Raw genomic sequence first — 13,588 nt, forward strand, 5'->3', positions numbered from 1 at the left:
GGAACCCAGTAGAAGAAGAACTGGGTTCCCGCTTTCGCGGGAGTGACGGGCTGATACGTTAGGCCGCCTTTCGCCAATCGGTTAGCTCGGCCACGCCCATCACCCGGCAGAATTCGTGCGCGAGCGTGGCCACGTGGGCGGCGTGGATCTGTTCGGCAGGGATGGTGCCGCCTCGTCCATCCGGCAGGGCGAAGCAGTCGCAGGCGTCCGGCACAAGGATCATGTCCCAGCCCATGTTCGCGCCCATGCGGATGGTGGTCGACACGCACATGTCGGTGACCAGGCCAAACACGACGACGTGCTTGGCGCCAAGCCGGCGAAGGCGCAGGTCGAGGTCTGTGCCGATGAAGGCCGAGTTGACGCTCTTGGTCACAAGCGGTTCGTCCCCTTGCGGCACAAAGCCCGGCCGGTGGCGATTGCCGGGCTGACCGACGCGGAAGGTGGAGCCAGGCTGCACCGAATCGTGGCGCACATGGATGATCGGCCGGCGCGCAGCCCGCCAGGCAGCAAGAAGCGCCAGGCCATTCGCATCCACGTCGGGGTTCCAGCGCGGCGGGTTGCCGGGATCATCGAAGCCCATCTGCATGTCGATCGGCAGCAGCACGGCATTATTCAGGTCGATCATCGTCTTCCTCCTTCGTGGTGAAGCGCCGATCGCCATTTCCTTGGCCGGTTTCACTGGGCATGATGCCGGAACGGCCGGCATAATGCCGGTGGGCGGGGATGCATGGACGACAAGGACCGATTGCTGTTGACGCTGTTGCGGCGAGACGGGCGCCGCTCGATCGTGGCCCTGGCGCGAGATCTGGGCCTGTCGCGCAGCGCCACTCAGGATCGTCTCGCTAAGCTGCAGGCAACCGGAGCCATCGCCGGCTTCACCACCGTCGAGGGCTCGGGAAACGGGGCGCGGCAGTCTGCCTATTTGTCGCTGACCCTGGTGCCAGGGAAGAGGTGCGCGGAAGTGGTGCCGAAGTTGAAGCAGGTGCCCTTCGTCAGCGTCATCCACTCGCTGACCGGTCCGGTCGACCTGATCCTGCGGGTCGACTGCGACACGGTCTCAGCCGTCGAGCAGGCACGCTCCACCATTGCAGCGGTGCCTGGAGTGGCAAGCGTCGGCACGGCGATCGTGCTCGAACGCCATCTGGGTTAGCTGGAGGCGAACCCGAATTCGAGAAAGGCCGGGATCGGCCCGTTCCAGCCTTCGTCACCGGAGTCGACCGCCTCGGCTTGCTGTTGGCCACGACGAGGACGATCGTCACGCCGGGGCCGTTCGGCCGGGGCGGAGCGTTCGGCGCGTTCGACGGAAGGTGCGGCTGTCGCTTCTTCCTCACGAGGCTTGCCCGCACGTCTGCGCGGTGGCCGTTTGGCGGCGGGGGCTTCGGCTTCCTCCGCGTCCGGGGCTGCGATCCGGGGTTTGCTTCCGACCCGCTCGATCTTCTGGCCGGTCAGCTTCTCGATATTGCTGACCGCCTCGGCGTCCTCGGGCGTGACCAGTGTGAACGCCTTGCCAGTGGCGCCTGCGCGTCCGGTGCGGCCGATGCGGTGGACATAATCGTCCGGGTGCCAGGGCACGTCATAGTTGAAGACGTGGCTGACGCCCTTGATGTCGAGTCCGCGCGCTGCGACGTCGGAGGCGACGAGAATGTTGATCTCGCCGGACTTGAAGCGGTCGAGCTGCTTGAGGCGATCCGCCTGCTCCATGTCGCCATGGATTTCGCCGACTGCGAACCGCGCGCGCTTCAGGCTGGTGGCGAGTTCGCGAACGGTTGTCTTGCGGTTGGAAAAGACGATGGCGGTGGCGACATCGTCCGCGTGCAGCAACTCCTGCAGCGTGTCGCGCTTGTTGCGGGACGAGGTTTCGACCAGCTTCTGCTCGATGTTGATGTTGGCGCTGGCGGGCCGCGCCACTTCGACCGATTTCGGATCGGTCAGGAATTTGTCGGCCAGCTTCTTGATCGGCGCCGGCATCGTCGCGGAGAAGAGCAGGGTCTGCCGCTTCTTCGGCAGCTTGGTGCAGATCTCCTCGATGTCCGGAATGAAGCCCATGTCGAGCATGCGGTCGGCCTCGTCGATCACGAGCAATTCGCAGCCGGTCAGCAGAATGTTGCCGCGGCCGAACAGGTCCATCAGCCTGCCGGGCGTCGCGATCAGCACATCGACGCCCTTTTCCAGCGCCTTGACCTGGTCGCCCATCGACACGCCGCCGATCAGCAGCGCCATCGAGAGCTTGTGATATTTGCCGTATTTGTCGAAATTCTCGGAGACCTGAGCGGCGAGTTCGCGTGTCGGCTCGAGGATCAGCGAGCGCGGCATGCGGGCGCGGCTGCGGCCATGCGCAAGGATGTCGATCATCGGCAGCACGAAGCTCGCCGTCTTGCCGGTGCCTGTCTGGGCGATGCCGATCAGGTCCCTGCCCATCAGCACCGGCGGGATCGCCTGGCGCTGGATCGGCGTCGGATCATCATATCCGGAGTCGCTGACGGCCTTTAAAAGCTCATCGGAAAGGCCGAGATCGGCAAAGCTCATCTAAAATCCGAGAAAATGGGGCGGCAAAAGGCCGCTTCAGCCCGTCGCGCGCTTGCTGGAACCGGGCTCCGAAGTCAAGGAAAAGGCTATTTCTTGCGCACCGGCACCAGACTTTTGAACACGTCGATTTCGCAACTGCCGCCGGAGCGGACGCGGATCGTGTCCCGGTCCTGGCAGACACGTCCGTCAATGCCCGGCCTGATGTAGAAGCCTGAATAATAGTCGAGCGGCGGGCAGCGCTGCAGCTTGGCCCGAATCCGCGCGCCGCCTTTCAGCAGCAGGTCGACGCCCTCGCGTGAGATCTGCGCTCCGGCGAGGCCGGCGGCGGGGATGCATTTGGGGCCGCCCTTTTCCTTCCATCGCATTGGCTGCACGGGCTGGGGCCGCGCCGGCACGCGGATGATCACCTGCTGGCGGATGGTCAGCTGAGCAAGCAGCATGGGAGCCTCTTGCGCGCCGCCAGCCAGCAGCAGCGCGACAATCATTCCGACTGTCACCGCAGGCACCCCATCGATTGCGGATGAAGCGCGAAGATTGAACGCCAGATGAATGTTTTACCTATCATCGGCGCGCAGAGACCTTCGAGCCTTGCGTCCGGAGCCGCCGCCTCATAGACCGCCGCTCTGTCCGGGGCTGTTTTGGCCCCATGTTTTTCTTCGGAGTTGTTCATGGCGACCGCGCCCCAGGCCACCGGCCTACCCATCCTCTATCGCGACCTGGTTCCACTTTCTTCTACCCAGCATGGGGACTGGGGCACTAAGACGCTGGAAGGCGCGCACTTCCTGAAAAGCCAGCATGCGGTGCCGGTCACGGTCGATGAGTTCGTGCAGGTGCAGCGCCACTTCCCGATCATCTTCGCCGATGCCGAAAATCCCGTGCCGCTGGCGCTGATGGGGCTGAACGAGGGCGTGAACGTCTTCCTTGGCGAAGATGGAAAGTTCGCCGAGCGGCTCTATGTGCCAGCCTATATTCGCCGCTATCCGTTCATGCTCGCGCAACTCGGCCAAGACGCCAACGAGCTATCGCTATGCTTCGACCCGACGTCCGACGCGGTCGGCCCCGATGGCGACTTCATCAAGTTCTTCGAAAATGGCCAGCCCAGCCAGGGCACCAAGGACATCCTCCAGTTCTGCGAGCATTTCGAGCAGTCGGCCCAGCGGACCGGCGCCTTCGTCAAGGAACTGATGGACCTGGCCCTGCTGATGGACGGCGAGGTCACCATCCAGCCCGAAGGCGCGGAGCAGCCGCACATCTATCGCGGCTTCAAGATGGTCAATGAAGAGAAGCTTCGCGAATTGCGTGGCGACCAGCTGCGCAAGATGACGCAGAACGGCATGATCACGCTGATCATGGCCCATATCTTCTCGCTCGACCTGATGCGCGAAATCTATGGTCGGCAGGCGCAGCAGGGCAAGGTGCCGCCGATCGGGGTGGCCGCGTGAGCCGGCCGCCCGAACCGGGTGCCACGCGCTCCCGTTATTCGGGCGGCGCCATAGCTTTCCACTGGGTCATCGCGCTGCTGATCATCGCCAATCTGATCGGCGCGTTTGCCACCGAGGATTGGGAAGGCCCGGCGCGGGCAAGCGCGATGGCGCTGCACAAGGCGACGGGCTTTACCATTTTGGTGCTGAGCCTGCTGCGCGGCGCCTGGCGGCTCGCGCATCGCCCTCCGCCTTTCCCCGACACAATCCGACCTTGGGAAGCGGTCGGCGCCCGCGCGGTGCACGGCCTCTTCTATTTGCTGATGATCGCGATCCCGCTCACCGGCTGGTTGATGATCTCCGCCGCCGGGCAGCGCCGGCCGTTCCATTGGTATGGCATGTTCGACCTGCCCTATCTGCCGGTGCAGGGAAACAAGGGCATCGGCGACTTCGCGCATGAGAGCCACGAAATCCTGGGCTATGCATTGATCGCGCTGCTGGTGCTGCATGTCGGAGCGGCGCTGAAGCACCATTTCGCCGACGCGCCCGGCTTTCTCTGGCGCATGTGGCCGCGACGGGGCGTCTGAGCCAAACCATTCCAGGAAAAAGCATTTCTTTGCCAGCCGTGCCGTTTTCGGGACGAGCAGGTTGAAACTTTTCGACCGCTCATTAATTTATGTTTCGACGCCCGGGAGTTTCCCCCCTTTCTCCCCGCGTCGATCACGCCTTCGGGCGTGTTCCTCCCTGAACCTTGGCCGCTCCGTGCATCTGCACGGGGCGGCTTCTTTCATTCAGCGGCAAGCGGCAGCGCCTGATCGAGGGCGGCATGTCTGAGATCGCCGACAATCTCTGCGAGCAGACGCCGCGTGCGGACGAGCCGGGCCGGGTCGCAGGCGCGCAGTTGATCGTCGAGATAGAGCGAGCGATCGAACTCCAGCTGCACGGCATGGATGCCATGCTGCGGGCTGCCATGCCGCTCGACGATATGGCCGCCGGCATAGGGTGTGTTTTCCTGCCAGGCGAGCCCGAGCCGATCGCAGGTTGCGCCGATCGCTGAAGCAACCCAACTGGCGGCGCTTTGACCGAACCGCGTGCCGATCACCAGTTGCGCGGCCTGTCCCTCTTTCGCGGTAAGTGGCGGCATAGAGTGAATGTCGAGCAGGATGGCGGTGCCGTGCGCATCGAGGCTGGTCCGCAGCAGCGATCTGAGCGCTGCGTGATAGGGCCGGTGGACCGCGGCGAGTCGCGTCTCCACGTCCGACAGCGGCAATCGCCCACGCCAAATCTCGCCAACATTGGCCAAGCGCCGTGGCACCAGCCCCAGACCGCTTCGCACCTTTGCGGTCAACATCAGCCGCGACGCGACCGCGCCCTCGACAAGGCCCGGGTCCAACTCCGCTTCGTGCCGGTTGAGGTCGATCCAGGCGCGCGGGGCAGTGGCAATCAGCGTGGGCGTGTCGGGCAGGCCCCGCACCAGTTCGTCGACCAGCCGGTCCTCGAGCGCCAGCAGCCGCTCGACGGGAGGGCGGACCAGCGCACGGTGTTCGGCCGAATATTCGCGCCCGGCATGGGGCACGGACAGCACCACTGGCCCTGCGGCCGCGGCTTCGATCAGCTCGAACGCGGGTGATGCGCCTGTCATCCACAGCTTTGCTAGGCTTCGCACCGCCCTGCGGCAACGCTTTGGCGCGCGGCCTAGAAAAAATTAATCTCTACGCGCATAACTCGCGTCGCGGTCCGCTTCTCATGCGTTTGGAAGCGGCGCGATGAGGCTGTCGATGATCCGTATCCTGCTGGCCGAAGACGATAACGCGATGCGCCAGTATCTGGAGCGCGCGCTCGAGCGGGCCGGCTATTCCGTGACGTCAGTGGATCGCGGCACGGCTGCGCTGCCGCTGCTGGAGCAGGAGCGGTTCGACCTGCTGTTGACCGATATCGTGATGCCGGAAATGGACGGCATCGAGCTCGCCCAGCGCGCCGGCGCCATCGCGCCCGACATGCGGGTCATGTTCATCACCGGCTTTGCGGCGGTCACGCTCAAGGCCGGCAAGGCAGTCCCTCAGGCCAAGGTTCTGTCCAAGCCCTTCCACCTGCGCGACCTGGTGCTGGAAGTCGACCGGCTGTTCGACATCGGCAGTGCGAGCGGCCTCAACTGACGCTTGCGCGTGGCATAGGCCTTCGCTAGAGGCCGCACCTCTTGGGCGCGTAGCTCAGTGGTAGAGCACTGTGTTGACATCGCAGGGGTCGCAAGTTCAATCCTTGCCGCGCCCACCATTCTAAAGCCCCGGAAAACTTAGGTTTTCTGGGGCTTTTGCTTGTTCAGTGCACGCGGGCCAGCTTGTCCGGGTTCCGCTGGAGGAAAATGCCGGTGATGCGCTCGCCGTCGGTGGCGAAGCCGAGCGCGCCCATGACATCGTCGCCTTCAGTCGCGATCCAGCCCAGCGCACCGTTCAGCACGGTCTGACGCCAGGCCAGCGGGCGCTTGACGGCAACGCCCAGGAAGAAGCGGGCGATACGATCGGCGCCGGTGATGATGTTCCGCGCTGCGATCCGCTTGCCGCCGCCGTCGCTCACCAACTGCGCATCGGGCGCGAACAGCGCCGTCAGCCCGGCCAGATCGCCGGCAGCGGTGAGCGCCTGAAAGCGCTCCATCAGCGCGCGCTCCGCATGAGGCGCCACGACGAAGCGCTGGCGATCCTCCGCGATCCGGCGCCGGGCACGCGAGACATGCTGGCGCGCCGCCGCTTCGCTGGAGCCGAGCACGGCGGCGATGTCGGCATAATCTTCGTCGAACACGTCGTGGAGGAGAAGGGCGGCACGTTCGGCGGGTGACAGCCGCTCCAGCATCAGGAGGAAAGCAAGCCGTACCGACTCGGCGAGCGCCGGAGCTTCGGTCGGTTCCTCGGTGCTGGGCTCTGGCAGCCACGGCCCGACATAGGCCTCGCGCTTGCGGCGGCGGAGCAGGTCGATCGAGGCGCGGGTGCAGGTCCTGACCAGCCAGGCTTCGGGGTTCAGGATCGCAGCTCGGTCTGCGCCCAGCCATTTGGTCGCCGTGTCCTGCACCGCATCGGCCGCATCGGCATGCGAACCGAGCATGCGATAGGCGAGCGCCCGCAGGCGCGGTTCGACCTGAGTGAAGGGATCGCTCATCGCGCCGCCTCGGCCGGGCCGGTCCTCCACGCAAGGCAGGCCAGAGCCAGCCCGATCAGCGCAGGCAGGGTCACGCCCGTAAAGTCCCGGCCGATCGCGTCCGGGCCGCAAATGCTTACCGCCACTTCCCACAGATGGAACAGCGCATGGCCCGCCAGCCACAGGCTCGAGGCGAACCATAGCCAGGTGCGCTGCGCCGGCCGCACGGCCCCCGCAATGAAACCAAGGCCGGTCAGCAGATAGGCAAGGCCGATGTCGCGAATGAAATGCTGGTTGTAGGCGCCGGTCGCGGTCACGCCCGGTACGCGCGCATACCAGGCCTGCGGATCGCCGAGCATCGCCAAGCCATTCGCCGCCATTGCCGCTCCGAGCAACGCCGCCAGCACCGCGGCTGAGCGCATGATCTTGTTCATCGCACCCTCCATCCCCCCTTAGACGGCGTGACACTCCAATCTGTGACAGGGCAAGTTGCGCTTGCTCCCCCTCTCGCGCAACCTGCTGCCAGAAATGGGGAGGGCCCATGCAGAGAGAAGCGCGGCCGCTGGTACTGGCTGACATGACCGAGCGCGGAGCCGCTGCCGCACCCGACCGGACCGCGCTGGTGCTGGGCGACCGGCGGCTCAGCTATGGCGCACTGCACGATCTGGTGCTGCGGGCAGTCGCGGCGCTCCGGTTGCTGGGCATCGGACCGGACGACCGGGTCGGCTATCTTGGTTTGAACAGCATCGACTATGCGGTTCTGATGCAGGCGGCGCTGCGGATTGGCGCAGTGACGGTCAACATCAACTGGCGGCTGGTCGCGCGCGAAGTCGCCTACATTGCCGAAGATGCCGAGCTGGCGCTGCTCGTCACCGAAGCCGAGCGGCTGCCGCAGATCACGCCGGGCACGGTCGGGCGTGTGCTGCTGGTCGACGCAAAGCATGACGGCTTGCCGCCGTTCGAAGCCTGGATCCGCGGCTTTGCGCCCGATCCCGATTGCCACGCCTGCGAGGCGCATCATGGTGCGATCCAGCTCTACACCAGCGGCACCACTGGCGCGCCAAAGGGCGCCATCCTGACCCATGGCAGCCTATCCGCGGCGATGCACCAGAGCCGCCTGCTCGGCGAGGATTGGGCGGCATGGGTGGAGGAGGATGTCTCGCTGATCGCCATGCCGCAATTCCATATCGGCGGCACCGGCTGGACGGTGAACACGCTCAACGCCGGAGCGACCGGCATATTGCTGGGCAAGCCGGAGATCGAGGACATCATCGACGCAATTGAGCGGCAGCGCGTCACCAAGATGTTCGCGGTGCCTGCCGTGCTGGCGATGATCCTCAACCATCCGCGCGCACGAGGCGCCGACCTTTCGAGCCTGACGACCTTGCTCTACGGCGCCTCGCCGATCCCCCTCGACATCCTCAAGCGGTCGATGGCGCTGTTCCCGAACGCCCGCTTCGTCCAGATGTATGGCGCGACCGAGACCAGCGGCACCATCGTCTATCTGCCGCCCGAGGATCACCATGTCGACGGCACGCCCCGCATGGCCGGCTGCGGCAAGCCCTTTCCCGAGGTGGAGCTAAGGATCGCCGACGCTGCCGGCAATCCGCTCCCGCGCGGCCAAATCGGCGAAGTGCTGGTGCGATCGCCCTTGGTGATGGGCGGCTATCACAGGCTGCCGGATGCGACCGCCGGAGCGTTCGTCGAGGGCGGCTGGTACCGGACGGGCGACGCCGGATATCTCGACGCGGACGGCTATCTCTACCTTTACGACCGAGTGAAGGACATGATCGTGTCCGGCGGCGAGAATATCTATCCGGTCGAAATCGAGAATGCGCTGCACGAGCATCCGGGAGTGCGCGACTGCGCGGTGATCGGCGTACCGGACCCGAAATGGGGCGAGGCGGTGAAGGCGGTGGTGGTGCCGGAGCCGGGACGCGAGCCACAAGCCGACGAACTGATCGCTTTCGCGCGTAAGCGGATCGCCGGCTACAAGGTTCCGAAATCGATCGATTTCGTCGATGCGCTGCCGCGCAATCCGTCCGGCAAGATCCTGAAAAAGGAGCTGCGCCGGCCCTATTGGCCAGAGGGAGAGCGGCGCATCGGCTAAGGCGTATGTTCTGCGCAATGCGCCGGTCGGGCTGATAAACGACGCGAACACGTCCCATCCCTATTGCTGGGCCGCCTTCGCGATCTTGGGAGACGCCCGAACGCCCGCTGCTGCAACGACGAGAGGCTTTATCGTTGCGGTGAAGGGGGTGAGCACTATCTAGTCCACGAGCGCGGAGGTATGTTTTTCGTGATTGATCGTCGGCAGTTGCTGCGAGGTGCGGCCTTCGGGTCCGGCGGTCTTGCGCTGTCGGCGCTTCTGCCCGCCTGGGCAACCAGCGGCAGCACTGGAATGGCGAGTCCGCAGACCCTGTCGGGTGAGGATATCCGCCTGCGCGTCGGCCACAGCGCCTTTCGCGTCGGCGGCAGGGAAGGTCATGCGATCACGATCAACGGCGTGCTGCCGGCGCCGCTCATTCGGCTGCGCGAAGGCCAGCGGGTGCGGCTGCATGTCGAGAATGGCTTGGACGAAGACACCTCCATCCACTGGCACGGGCTGATCCTGCCCTTTCACATGGACGGCGTGCCCGGCATCAGCTTTCCCGGGATCGCACCCGGCAAGACCTTCACCTACGAGTTTCCGGTCGTCCAGAACGGGACCTATTGGTACCATTCCCATTCCGGCCTGCAGGAGCAGATGGGCCATTACGGGCCGCTCGTCATCGACCCAGCCGGCGCCGATCCGATCGCGTTTGACCGCGAACATGTGATCGTGCTGAGCGATTGGACCTGGCGGCACCCTCACCAGGTGATCGCCAAGCTCAAGCAGGAAGGCGGCTATTTCAACCGTCAGCGCCAGACGCTCGCGAGCGGCCAGATGAGCGCGTCCGACCGGCTGATGTGGGGCCGCATGCGCATGGACCCGACCGACATCGCGGACGTGACGGGCGCCACCTACATTTACCTGATCAACGGCCATGGCCCGCAAGAGAATTGGACCGGGCTGTTCCGTCCCGGCGAGCGCGTGCGGCTGCGCATCATCAATGCCTCGGCAATGTCGATCTTCCACATCCGCATACCGGGCTTGCCGATGACGGTGGTGCAGGCCGACGGCCAGCATGTGCGGCCGGTCGAGACGGATGAGCTGCAGGTCTCGGTCGCCGAGACCTACGACGTGGTCGTCACACCCGGCGACCGGGCCTATACGTTGGTCGCGGAGTCGATCGATCGGTCGGGCATGGCCAGGGCGACGCTGGCGCCGCGGCTCGGCATGGTCGCGCCGGTGCCGGCGCTCCGCCCCCGCCCGACGCTCGGCATGAAAGACATGGGCATGAGCCATGGCGATGCCGGGTGCACGCCCGAGCACGCGGCCATGGGCCATTGCACGCCCGGGGGCGGCGCGATGAACCACAAGATGCGCGACCTGTCGCTGCTGCCGCCGCACGTGAAGCGCGGGCCCGGGATCGACATGGTCGCGCCGATGCCAGCCGATCGCACCGGCGACCGGCCGACGGGGCTGGAGGACGCGCCGCATCGGGTGCTCACCTATCACCAGCTTTCGCCTTTGGTGCCCTTCCCGGACAAGCGCCCCCCCGCGCGTCAGGTCGACATCCACCTGACCGGCAATATGGAGCGTTTCATGTGGTCGTTCGACGGCCGCAAGCTCAACGAGGGCGCCGAGCCGATCCGCTTCGAGCGGAACGAGCGGGTGCGGGTGAACCTGATCAACAACTCGATGATGAACCACCCGATCCACTTGCACGGACACTTCTTCGAGGTCGTCACCGGCCAGCCGCACGGAAACCCCATCAAACACACAGTGAATGTGATGCCGGGCGGCAAGGCGAGCTTCGACCTGACCGCGGACGCGCCCGGCGACTGGGCGTTCCACTGCCACCTCCTCTACCACATGCACGCAGGCATGATGAACGTGGTCAAGGTGCGGCCGCTTAACGAGCCGAAGGCGTGATCGGGCCGCTCGCGCTGGCTGCAGCGCTCGCTCAGGCCGATCCCTGTACGCCTGAGCACGCTGCCATGGGCCATTGCACGCCGAAGGCTGCGAAGGCGGAGACGCTGCTGCCTCCCGCTGCGTCATCCGGACCCGAGCATGCGGCAGACACCATCTGGGATCCGGCCCTCATGGCAGCCAAGCGCCGGACTGCGCTGATCGCTGAACATGGCGGCATGACCACCGGCCGCATGCTGATCGATCGGCTGGAGCTGCAGGCACGCAAAGGCCGCAACGGCTATGCCTGGGAAGGCGATGCCTGGACCGGCGGCGATTACGACAAGCTGTGGCTCAAGACCGAAGGCGAGGGCGAGTTCGACGGCAGTCTCGACGAAGCCGAAGTGCAGGCGCTGTGGAGCCGCGCGATACGGCCCTTTTTCGATCTTCAACTTGGCGTTCGGTATGACGTCCGGCCGCGGCCTGATCGCGCTCACCTCGTCGTCGGCATTCAGGGCTTGGCGCCTTATTGGTTCGAGATCGACGCCGCCGCCTTTCTATCGACCACGGGCGACCTGACGGCCCGGTTCGAAGCGGAATATGACCAGCGCATCACCAACAAGCTGATCCTTCAGCCACGCATTGAATTCGAGCTGGCGGCGCAGGACGTGCCGGAACTTGGCATCGGCTCAGGCCTGTCCTCCGCAGACCTGGGCCTAAGGCTCCGCTACCAGTTCGTCCCCGAGTTCGCGCCCTATCTCGGCGTGGGTTACGAGCGCCGCTTTGGCGACACGGCGCGCTTTGCCCGTGCGGAGGGAGAGCGGGCGGGCAGCTGGAACTTCCTTCTGGGCCTGCGGGCCTGGTTCTAGCCGCTTGCTGCCGGTGACGTGAGTTCCGGGATCACGGCTCTAAGTTCTTCGATCGTGGTGCGGGCCGAGCGATGGTGGATGAATATGCCCCCCGCCTCCTCCCACAGATGCCGGTATTTGACCGTGTCGTCGACGAGGATATCGCCGTCGCGCGCATGGCGCTTTTTATCGACTGCCATGCAGGTGATGATCCGGGTGCCGGGGAAGTGCTCGGCCGCCCAGCGCACCTTTTGCGGCGCCGCCCAGTTCCCGCGCGGCAGGCCGGTCAAAATGATCGGATCGAGGTGCCGCACCGCCTCGAACAGCTCCATTGCATCTGGCATCAGCGGCAGCGTGCCATAGAAGTCCGGATGCCGCGCCAGCCGCTTCCAGAACTCGCCCGGATTGTGCCGCTTTTCGAACACGCGCGGCGGCATGCCCAGCAGCTCGGTCGCTGCCTTGTCGAAGTCTGCGAGCACGCCATCGCAATCGAGATAAAGCTGCATCAAAGCCTCGCCGGTTGGAGCGTAATCGGCACCGGCTCGGCGAGCGGGCGCCAGCCGAGCGCGCGGATCACGTCGTTGCTCTCGACCGGCTTGCGGCCACGGCTGCGGTCAAGAGACCAGGTGATGTGATAGGTCGAGCCGTCCGGCCGATCGCTGGTGCCGCCGATCCGGACGATGAGTGCCTGCACGCCGGCGCCATCGTCGATCTCGCCGATCACCTCTCCCGACCGCTCCGTGGGCAGCGCGCAACTTCCGCCGAACTGAAGCGTCACATGGTCGGCGACAATGTCCCGGAATTTCGGCGCGAACCGATCCAGCAGCTGCTTGCGCTCCTCCGCGTCAAGCCGCCATCCGGTCACTTGAGATCGTCCCATTTCCGTCTCAACGGGGAACGTGCTGCAGGAGTTGCGCCGGCACCTGTGTGCCGTATCGGCACACAAGATTTTGCATGCATCGTGGCCAGGACATCATGGTTAATATATAGAAGACAGCGGAGTTCAGCTGCGTAAGGGGGTGGATATGCGCAAGTTATTGATTTCGGCACTTGTTGCCGTGACTCTGCCGGCGGCGGCGGGTGCCGTGACGATCGCGAACGGCAGTTTCGAGAACGGCATCGATCCCGGTAGTTTCACGACCTTGGGCGCCGGCAGCAATGGGATAACCGACTGGACCGTTCTTGGCGGCTCGGTCGACTATATCGGCTCCTATTGGCAGGCGTCTGACGGAGTTCGCAGCGTCGACCTTTCGGGCAACGCAATCGGTACGCTCGGCCAGGTCGTGACGGGCCTCACTGCCGGCCAGTCCTACACCGTAACTTTCGACGTGTCGCGCAATCCGGACGGCGGCGTGACGCCGCGCACGGGCGTGTTCACGGCGGGCGGCCAGACCTTCAACTTCAGCTATAGCGACGCGACCAGCAACCGCGCGAACATGAAATGGGAAACGGTTAGCTACAGTTTCCTGGCGACCGGCTCGTCGGCGCTGATCAGCTTCGCTTCGGACAGTTCGGGAGGCTGCTGCTTCGGCCCTGCGCTCGACAATGTCCGCATCGCCGCGGTGCCGGAACCGGCCAGCTGGGCGATGATGATCGGCGGCTTCGCCTTGCTCGGCGCGGCCGCTCGGCGCCGCCGGAGCAACGCCGTTTTCGCCTGAGGTTTTCGACCG

Annotated in this window: 17 protein-coding genes and 1 tRNA gene; 9 read left to right on the top strand and 9 right to left on the bottom strand. The window is 65.3% G+C overall.

Annotation, left to right across the window (positions count from 1 at the left end; genetic code table 11):
* Nucleotides 1–58 precede the first annotated feature (58 nt).
* Complete coding sequence (locus tag VGT77_RS08495; protein WP_327461487.1) at nucleotides 59–625, bottom strand: cysteine hydrolase family protein; 567 nt, start codon at nucleotides 623–625, stop codon at nucleotides 59–61.
* 102 nt (nucleotides 626–727) lie between these two features.
* Between VGT77_RS08495 and VGT77_RS08500 the strand changes: the two genes are divergently transcribed.
* Nucleotides 728–1,150: an Lrp/AsnC family transcriptional regulator gene (locus tag VGT77_RS08500; protein ID WP_327461489.1), complete on the top strand. Its 423-nt coding sequence runs from the start codon at nucleotides 728–730 to the stop codon at nucleotides 1,148–1,150.
* Here VGT77_RS08500 and VGT77_RS08505 read toward each other — a convergent pair.
* The 3 genes from VGT77_RS08505 to VGT77_RS08515 form a co-directional block, all read right to left on the bottom strand.
* Nucleotides 1,147–2,526: a DEAD/DEAH box helicase gene (locus tag VGT77_RS08505; RefSeq protein WP_327461491.1), complete on the bottom strand. Its 1,380-nt coding sequence runs from the start codon at nucleotides 2,524–2,526 to the stop codon at nucleotides 1,147–1,149. The two genes, VGT77_RS08500 and VGT77_RS08505, sit on opposite strands and share 4 nt — an antisense overlap.
* Nucleotides 2,527–2,612: 86 nt before the next feature.
* Nucleotides 2,613–3,023 (bottom strand): hypothetical protein, encoded by a 411-nt coding sequence (locus tag VGT77_RS08510; RefSeq protein ID WP_327461493.1) that lies wholly within the window; start codon nucleotides 3,021–3,023, stop codon nucleotides 2,613–2,615.
* Nucleotides 3,020–3,196 carry a hypothetical protein gene (locus VGT77_RS08515; protein WP_327461495.1) on the bottom strand — a complete coding sequence of 59 codons (177 nt, stop codon included), beginning with the start codon at nucleotides 3,194–3,196 and terminating at the stop codon, nucleotides 3,020–3,022. The genes VGT77_RS08510 and VGT77_RS08515 overlap by 4 nt, the downstream gene beginning before the upstream one ends.
* On the opposite strand from VGT77_RS08515, the gene VGT77_RS08520 reads away from it, so the two are divergent.
* Together VGT77_RS08520 and VGT77_RS08525 are read left to right on the top strand one after the other, a co-directional pair.
* On the top strand, nucleotides 3,195–3,968 hold the full coding sequence (locus tag VGT77_RS08520; RefSeq protein WP_327461497.1) for a SapC family protein: 774 nt from the start codon (nucleotides 3,195–3,197) through the stop codon (nucleotides 3,966–3,968). The two genes, VGT77_RS08515 and VGT77_RS08520, sit on opposite strands and share 2 nt — an antisense overlap.
* Entirely contained in the window at nucleotides 3,965–4,534 is a 570-nt protein-coding gene (locus tag VGT77_RS08525) for a cytochrome b (RefSeq protein WP_327461499.1), read from the top strand. Before VGT77_RS08520 ends, VGT77_RS08525 begins: the two co-directional genes overlap by 4 nt.
* A 200-nt stretch (nucleotides 4,535–4,734) precedes the next feature.
* Here VGT77_RS08525 and VGT77_RS08530 read toward each other — a convergent pair whose 3' ends face one another.
* Nucleotides 4,735–5,589 carry an N-formylglutamate amidohydrolase gene (locus VGT77_RS08530; protein ID WP_327461501.1) on the bottom strand — a complete coding sequence of 285 codons (855 nt, stop codon included), beginning with the start codon at nucleotides 5,587–5,589 and terminating at the stop codon, nucleotides 4,735–4,737.
* Between the two features lie 136 nt (nucleotides 5,590–5,725).
* On the opposite strand from VGT77_RS08530, the gene cpdR reads away from it, so the two are divergent.
* Nucleotides 5,726–6,103: a cell cycle two-component system response regulator CpdR gene (gene cpdR / locus VGT77_RS08535; RefSeq protein ID WP_327461503.1), complete on the top strand. Its 378-nt coding sequence runs from the start codon at nucleotides 5,726–5,728 to the stop codon at nucleotides 6,101–6,103.
* Nucleotides 6,104–6,146: 43 nt separating this feature from the next.
* Nucleotides 6,147–6,221, top strand: a tRNA-Val gene (locus tag VGT77_RS08540).
* Nucleotides 6,222–6,266: 45 nt separating this feature from the next.
* Here the strand turns inward: VGT77_RS08540 and sigJ are convergent.
* Both sigJ and VGT77_RS08550 read right to left on the bottom strand, forming a co-directional pair.
* Nucleotides 6,267–7,097, bottom strand: a complete 831-nt coding sequence (gene sigJ / locus VGT77_RS08545) for an RNA polymerase sigma factor SigJ (RefSeq protein WP_327461505.1) — start codon at nucleotides 7,095–7,097, stop codon at nucleotides 6,267–6,269.
* Nucleotides 7,094–7,510: a hypothetical protein gene (locus VGT77_RS08550; RefSeq protein WP_327461507.1), complete on the bottom strand. Its 417-nt coding sequence runs from the start codon at nucleotides 7,508–7,510 to the stop codon at nucleotides 7,094–7,096. The genes sigJ and VGT77_RS08550 overlap by 4 nt, the downstream gene beginning before the upstream one ends.
* 107 nt (nucleotides 7,511–7,617) lie before the next feature.
* On the opposite strand from VGT77_RS08550, the gene VGT77_RS08555 reads away from it, so the two are divergent.
* The 3 genes from VGT77_RS08555 (at nucleotide 7,618) to VGT77_RS08565 (ending at nucleotide 11,939) form a co-directional block, all read left to right on the top strand.
* Nucleotides 7,618–9,186, top strand: coding sequence for a long-chain-fatty-acid--CoA ligase (locus VGT77_RS08555; protein ID WP_327461509.1), 1,569 nt, complete (start codon nucleotides 7,618–7,620; stop codon nucleotides 9,184–9,186).
* A 180-nt stretch (nucleotides 9,187–9,366) separates the two neighbouring features.
* Nucleotides 9,367–11,094: a copper resistance system multicopper oxidase gene (locus VGT77_RS08560; protein WP_327461510.1), complete on the top strand. Its 1,728-nt coding sequence runs from the start codon at nucleotides 9,367–9,369 to the stop codon at nucleotides 11,092–11,094.
* Complete coding sequence (locus VGT77_RS08565) at nucleotides 11,091–11,939, top strand: copper resistance protein B (RefSeq protein ID WP_327461512.1); 849 nt, start codon at nucleotides 11,091–11,093, stop codon at nucleotides 11,937–11,939. The genes VGT77_RS08560 and VGT77_RS08565 overlap by 4 nt, the downstream gene beginning before the upstream one ends.
* Here VGT77_RS08565 and VGT77_RS08570 read toward each other — a convergent pair.
* On the bottom strand, nucleotides 11,936–12,424 hold the full coding sequence (locus VGT77_RS08570) for a 5' nucleotidase, NT5C type (protein WP_327461514.1): 489 nt from the start codon (nucleotides 12,422–12,424) through the stop codon (nucleotides 11,936–11,938). The two genes, VGT77_RS08565 and VGT77_RS08570, sit on opposite strands and share 4 nt — an antisense overlap.
* The gene (locus VGT77_RS08575; RefSeq protein WP_327461515.1) at nucleotides 12,424–12,798 is read right to left on the bottom strand and encodes a hypothetical protein; all 375 of its coding nucleotides are present in this window, start codon (nucleotides 12,796–12,798) and stop codon (nucleotides 12,424–12,426) included. The genes VGT77_RS08570 and VGT77_RS08575 overlap by 1 nt, the downstream gene beginning before the upstream one ends.
* 145 nt (nucleotides 12,799–12,943) lie before the next feature.
* Here VGT77_RS08575 and VGT77_RS08580 point away from each other — a divergent pair, with 145 nt between their 5' ends.
* Entirely contained in the window at nucleotides 12,944–13,576 is a 633-nt protein-coding gene (locus tag VGT77_RS08580) for a choice-of-anchor C family PEP-CTERM protein (RefSeq protein WP_327461516.1), read from the top strand.
* Nucleotides 13,577–13,588 lie beyond the last annotated feature (12 nt).

This window comes from Sphingomonas sp., assembly GCF_035944535.1.
In the GTDB taxonomy this organism is placed as follows: Bacteria; Pseudomonadota; Alphaproteobacteria; order Sphingomonadales; family Sphingomonadaceae; genus Sphingomonas_B.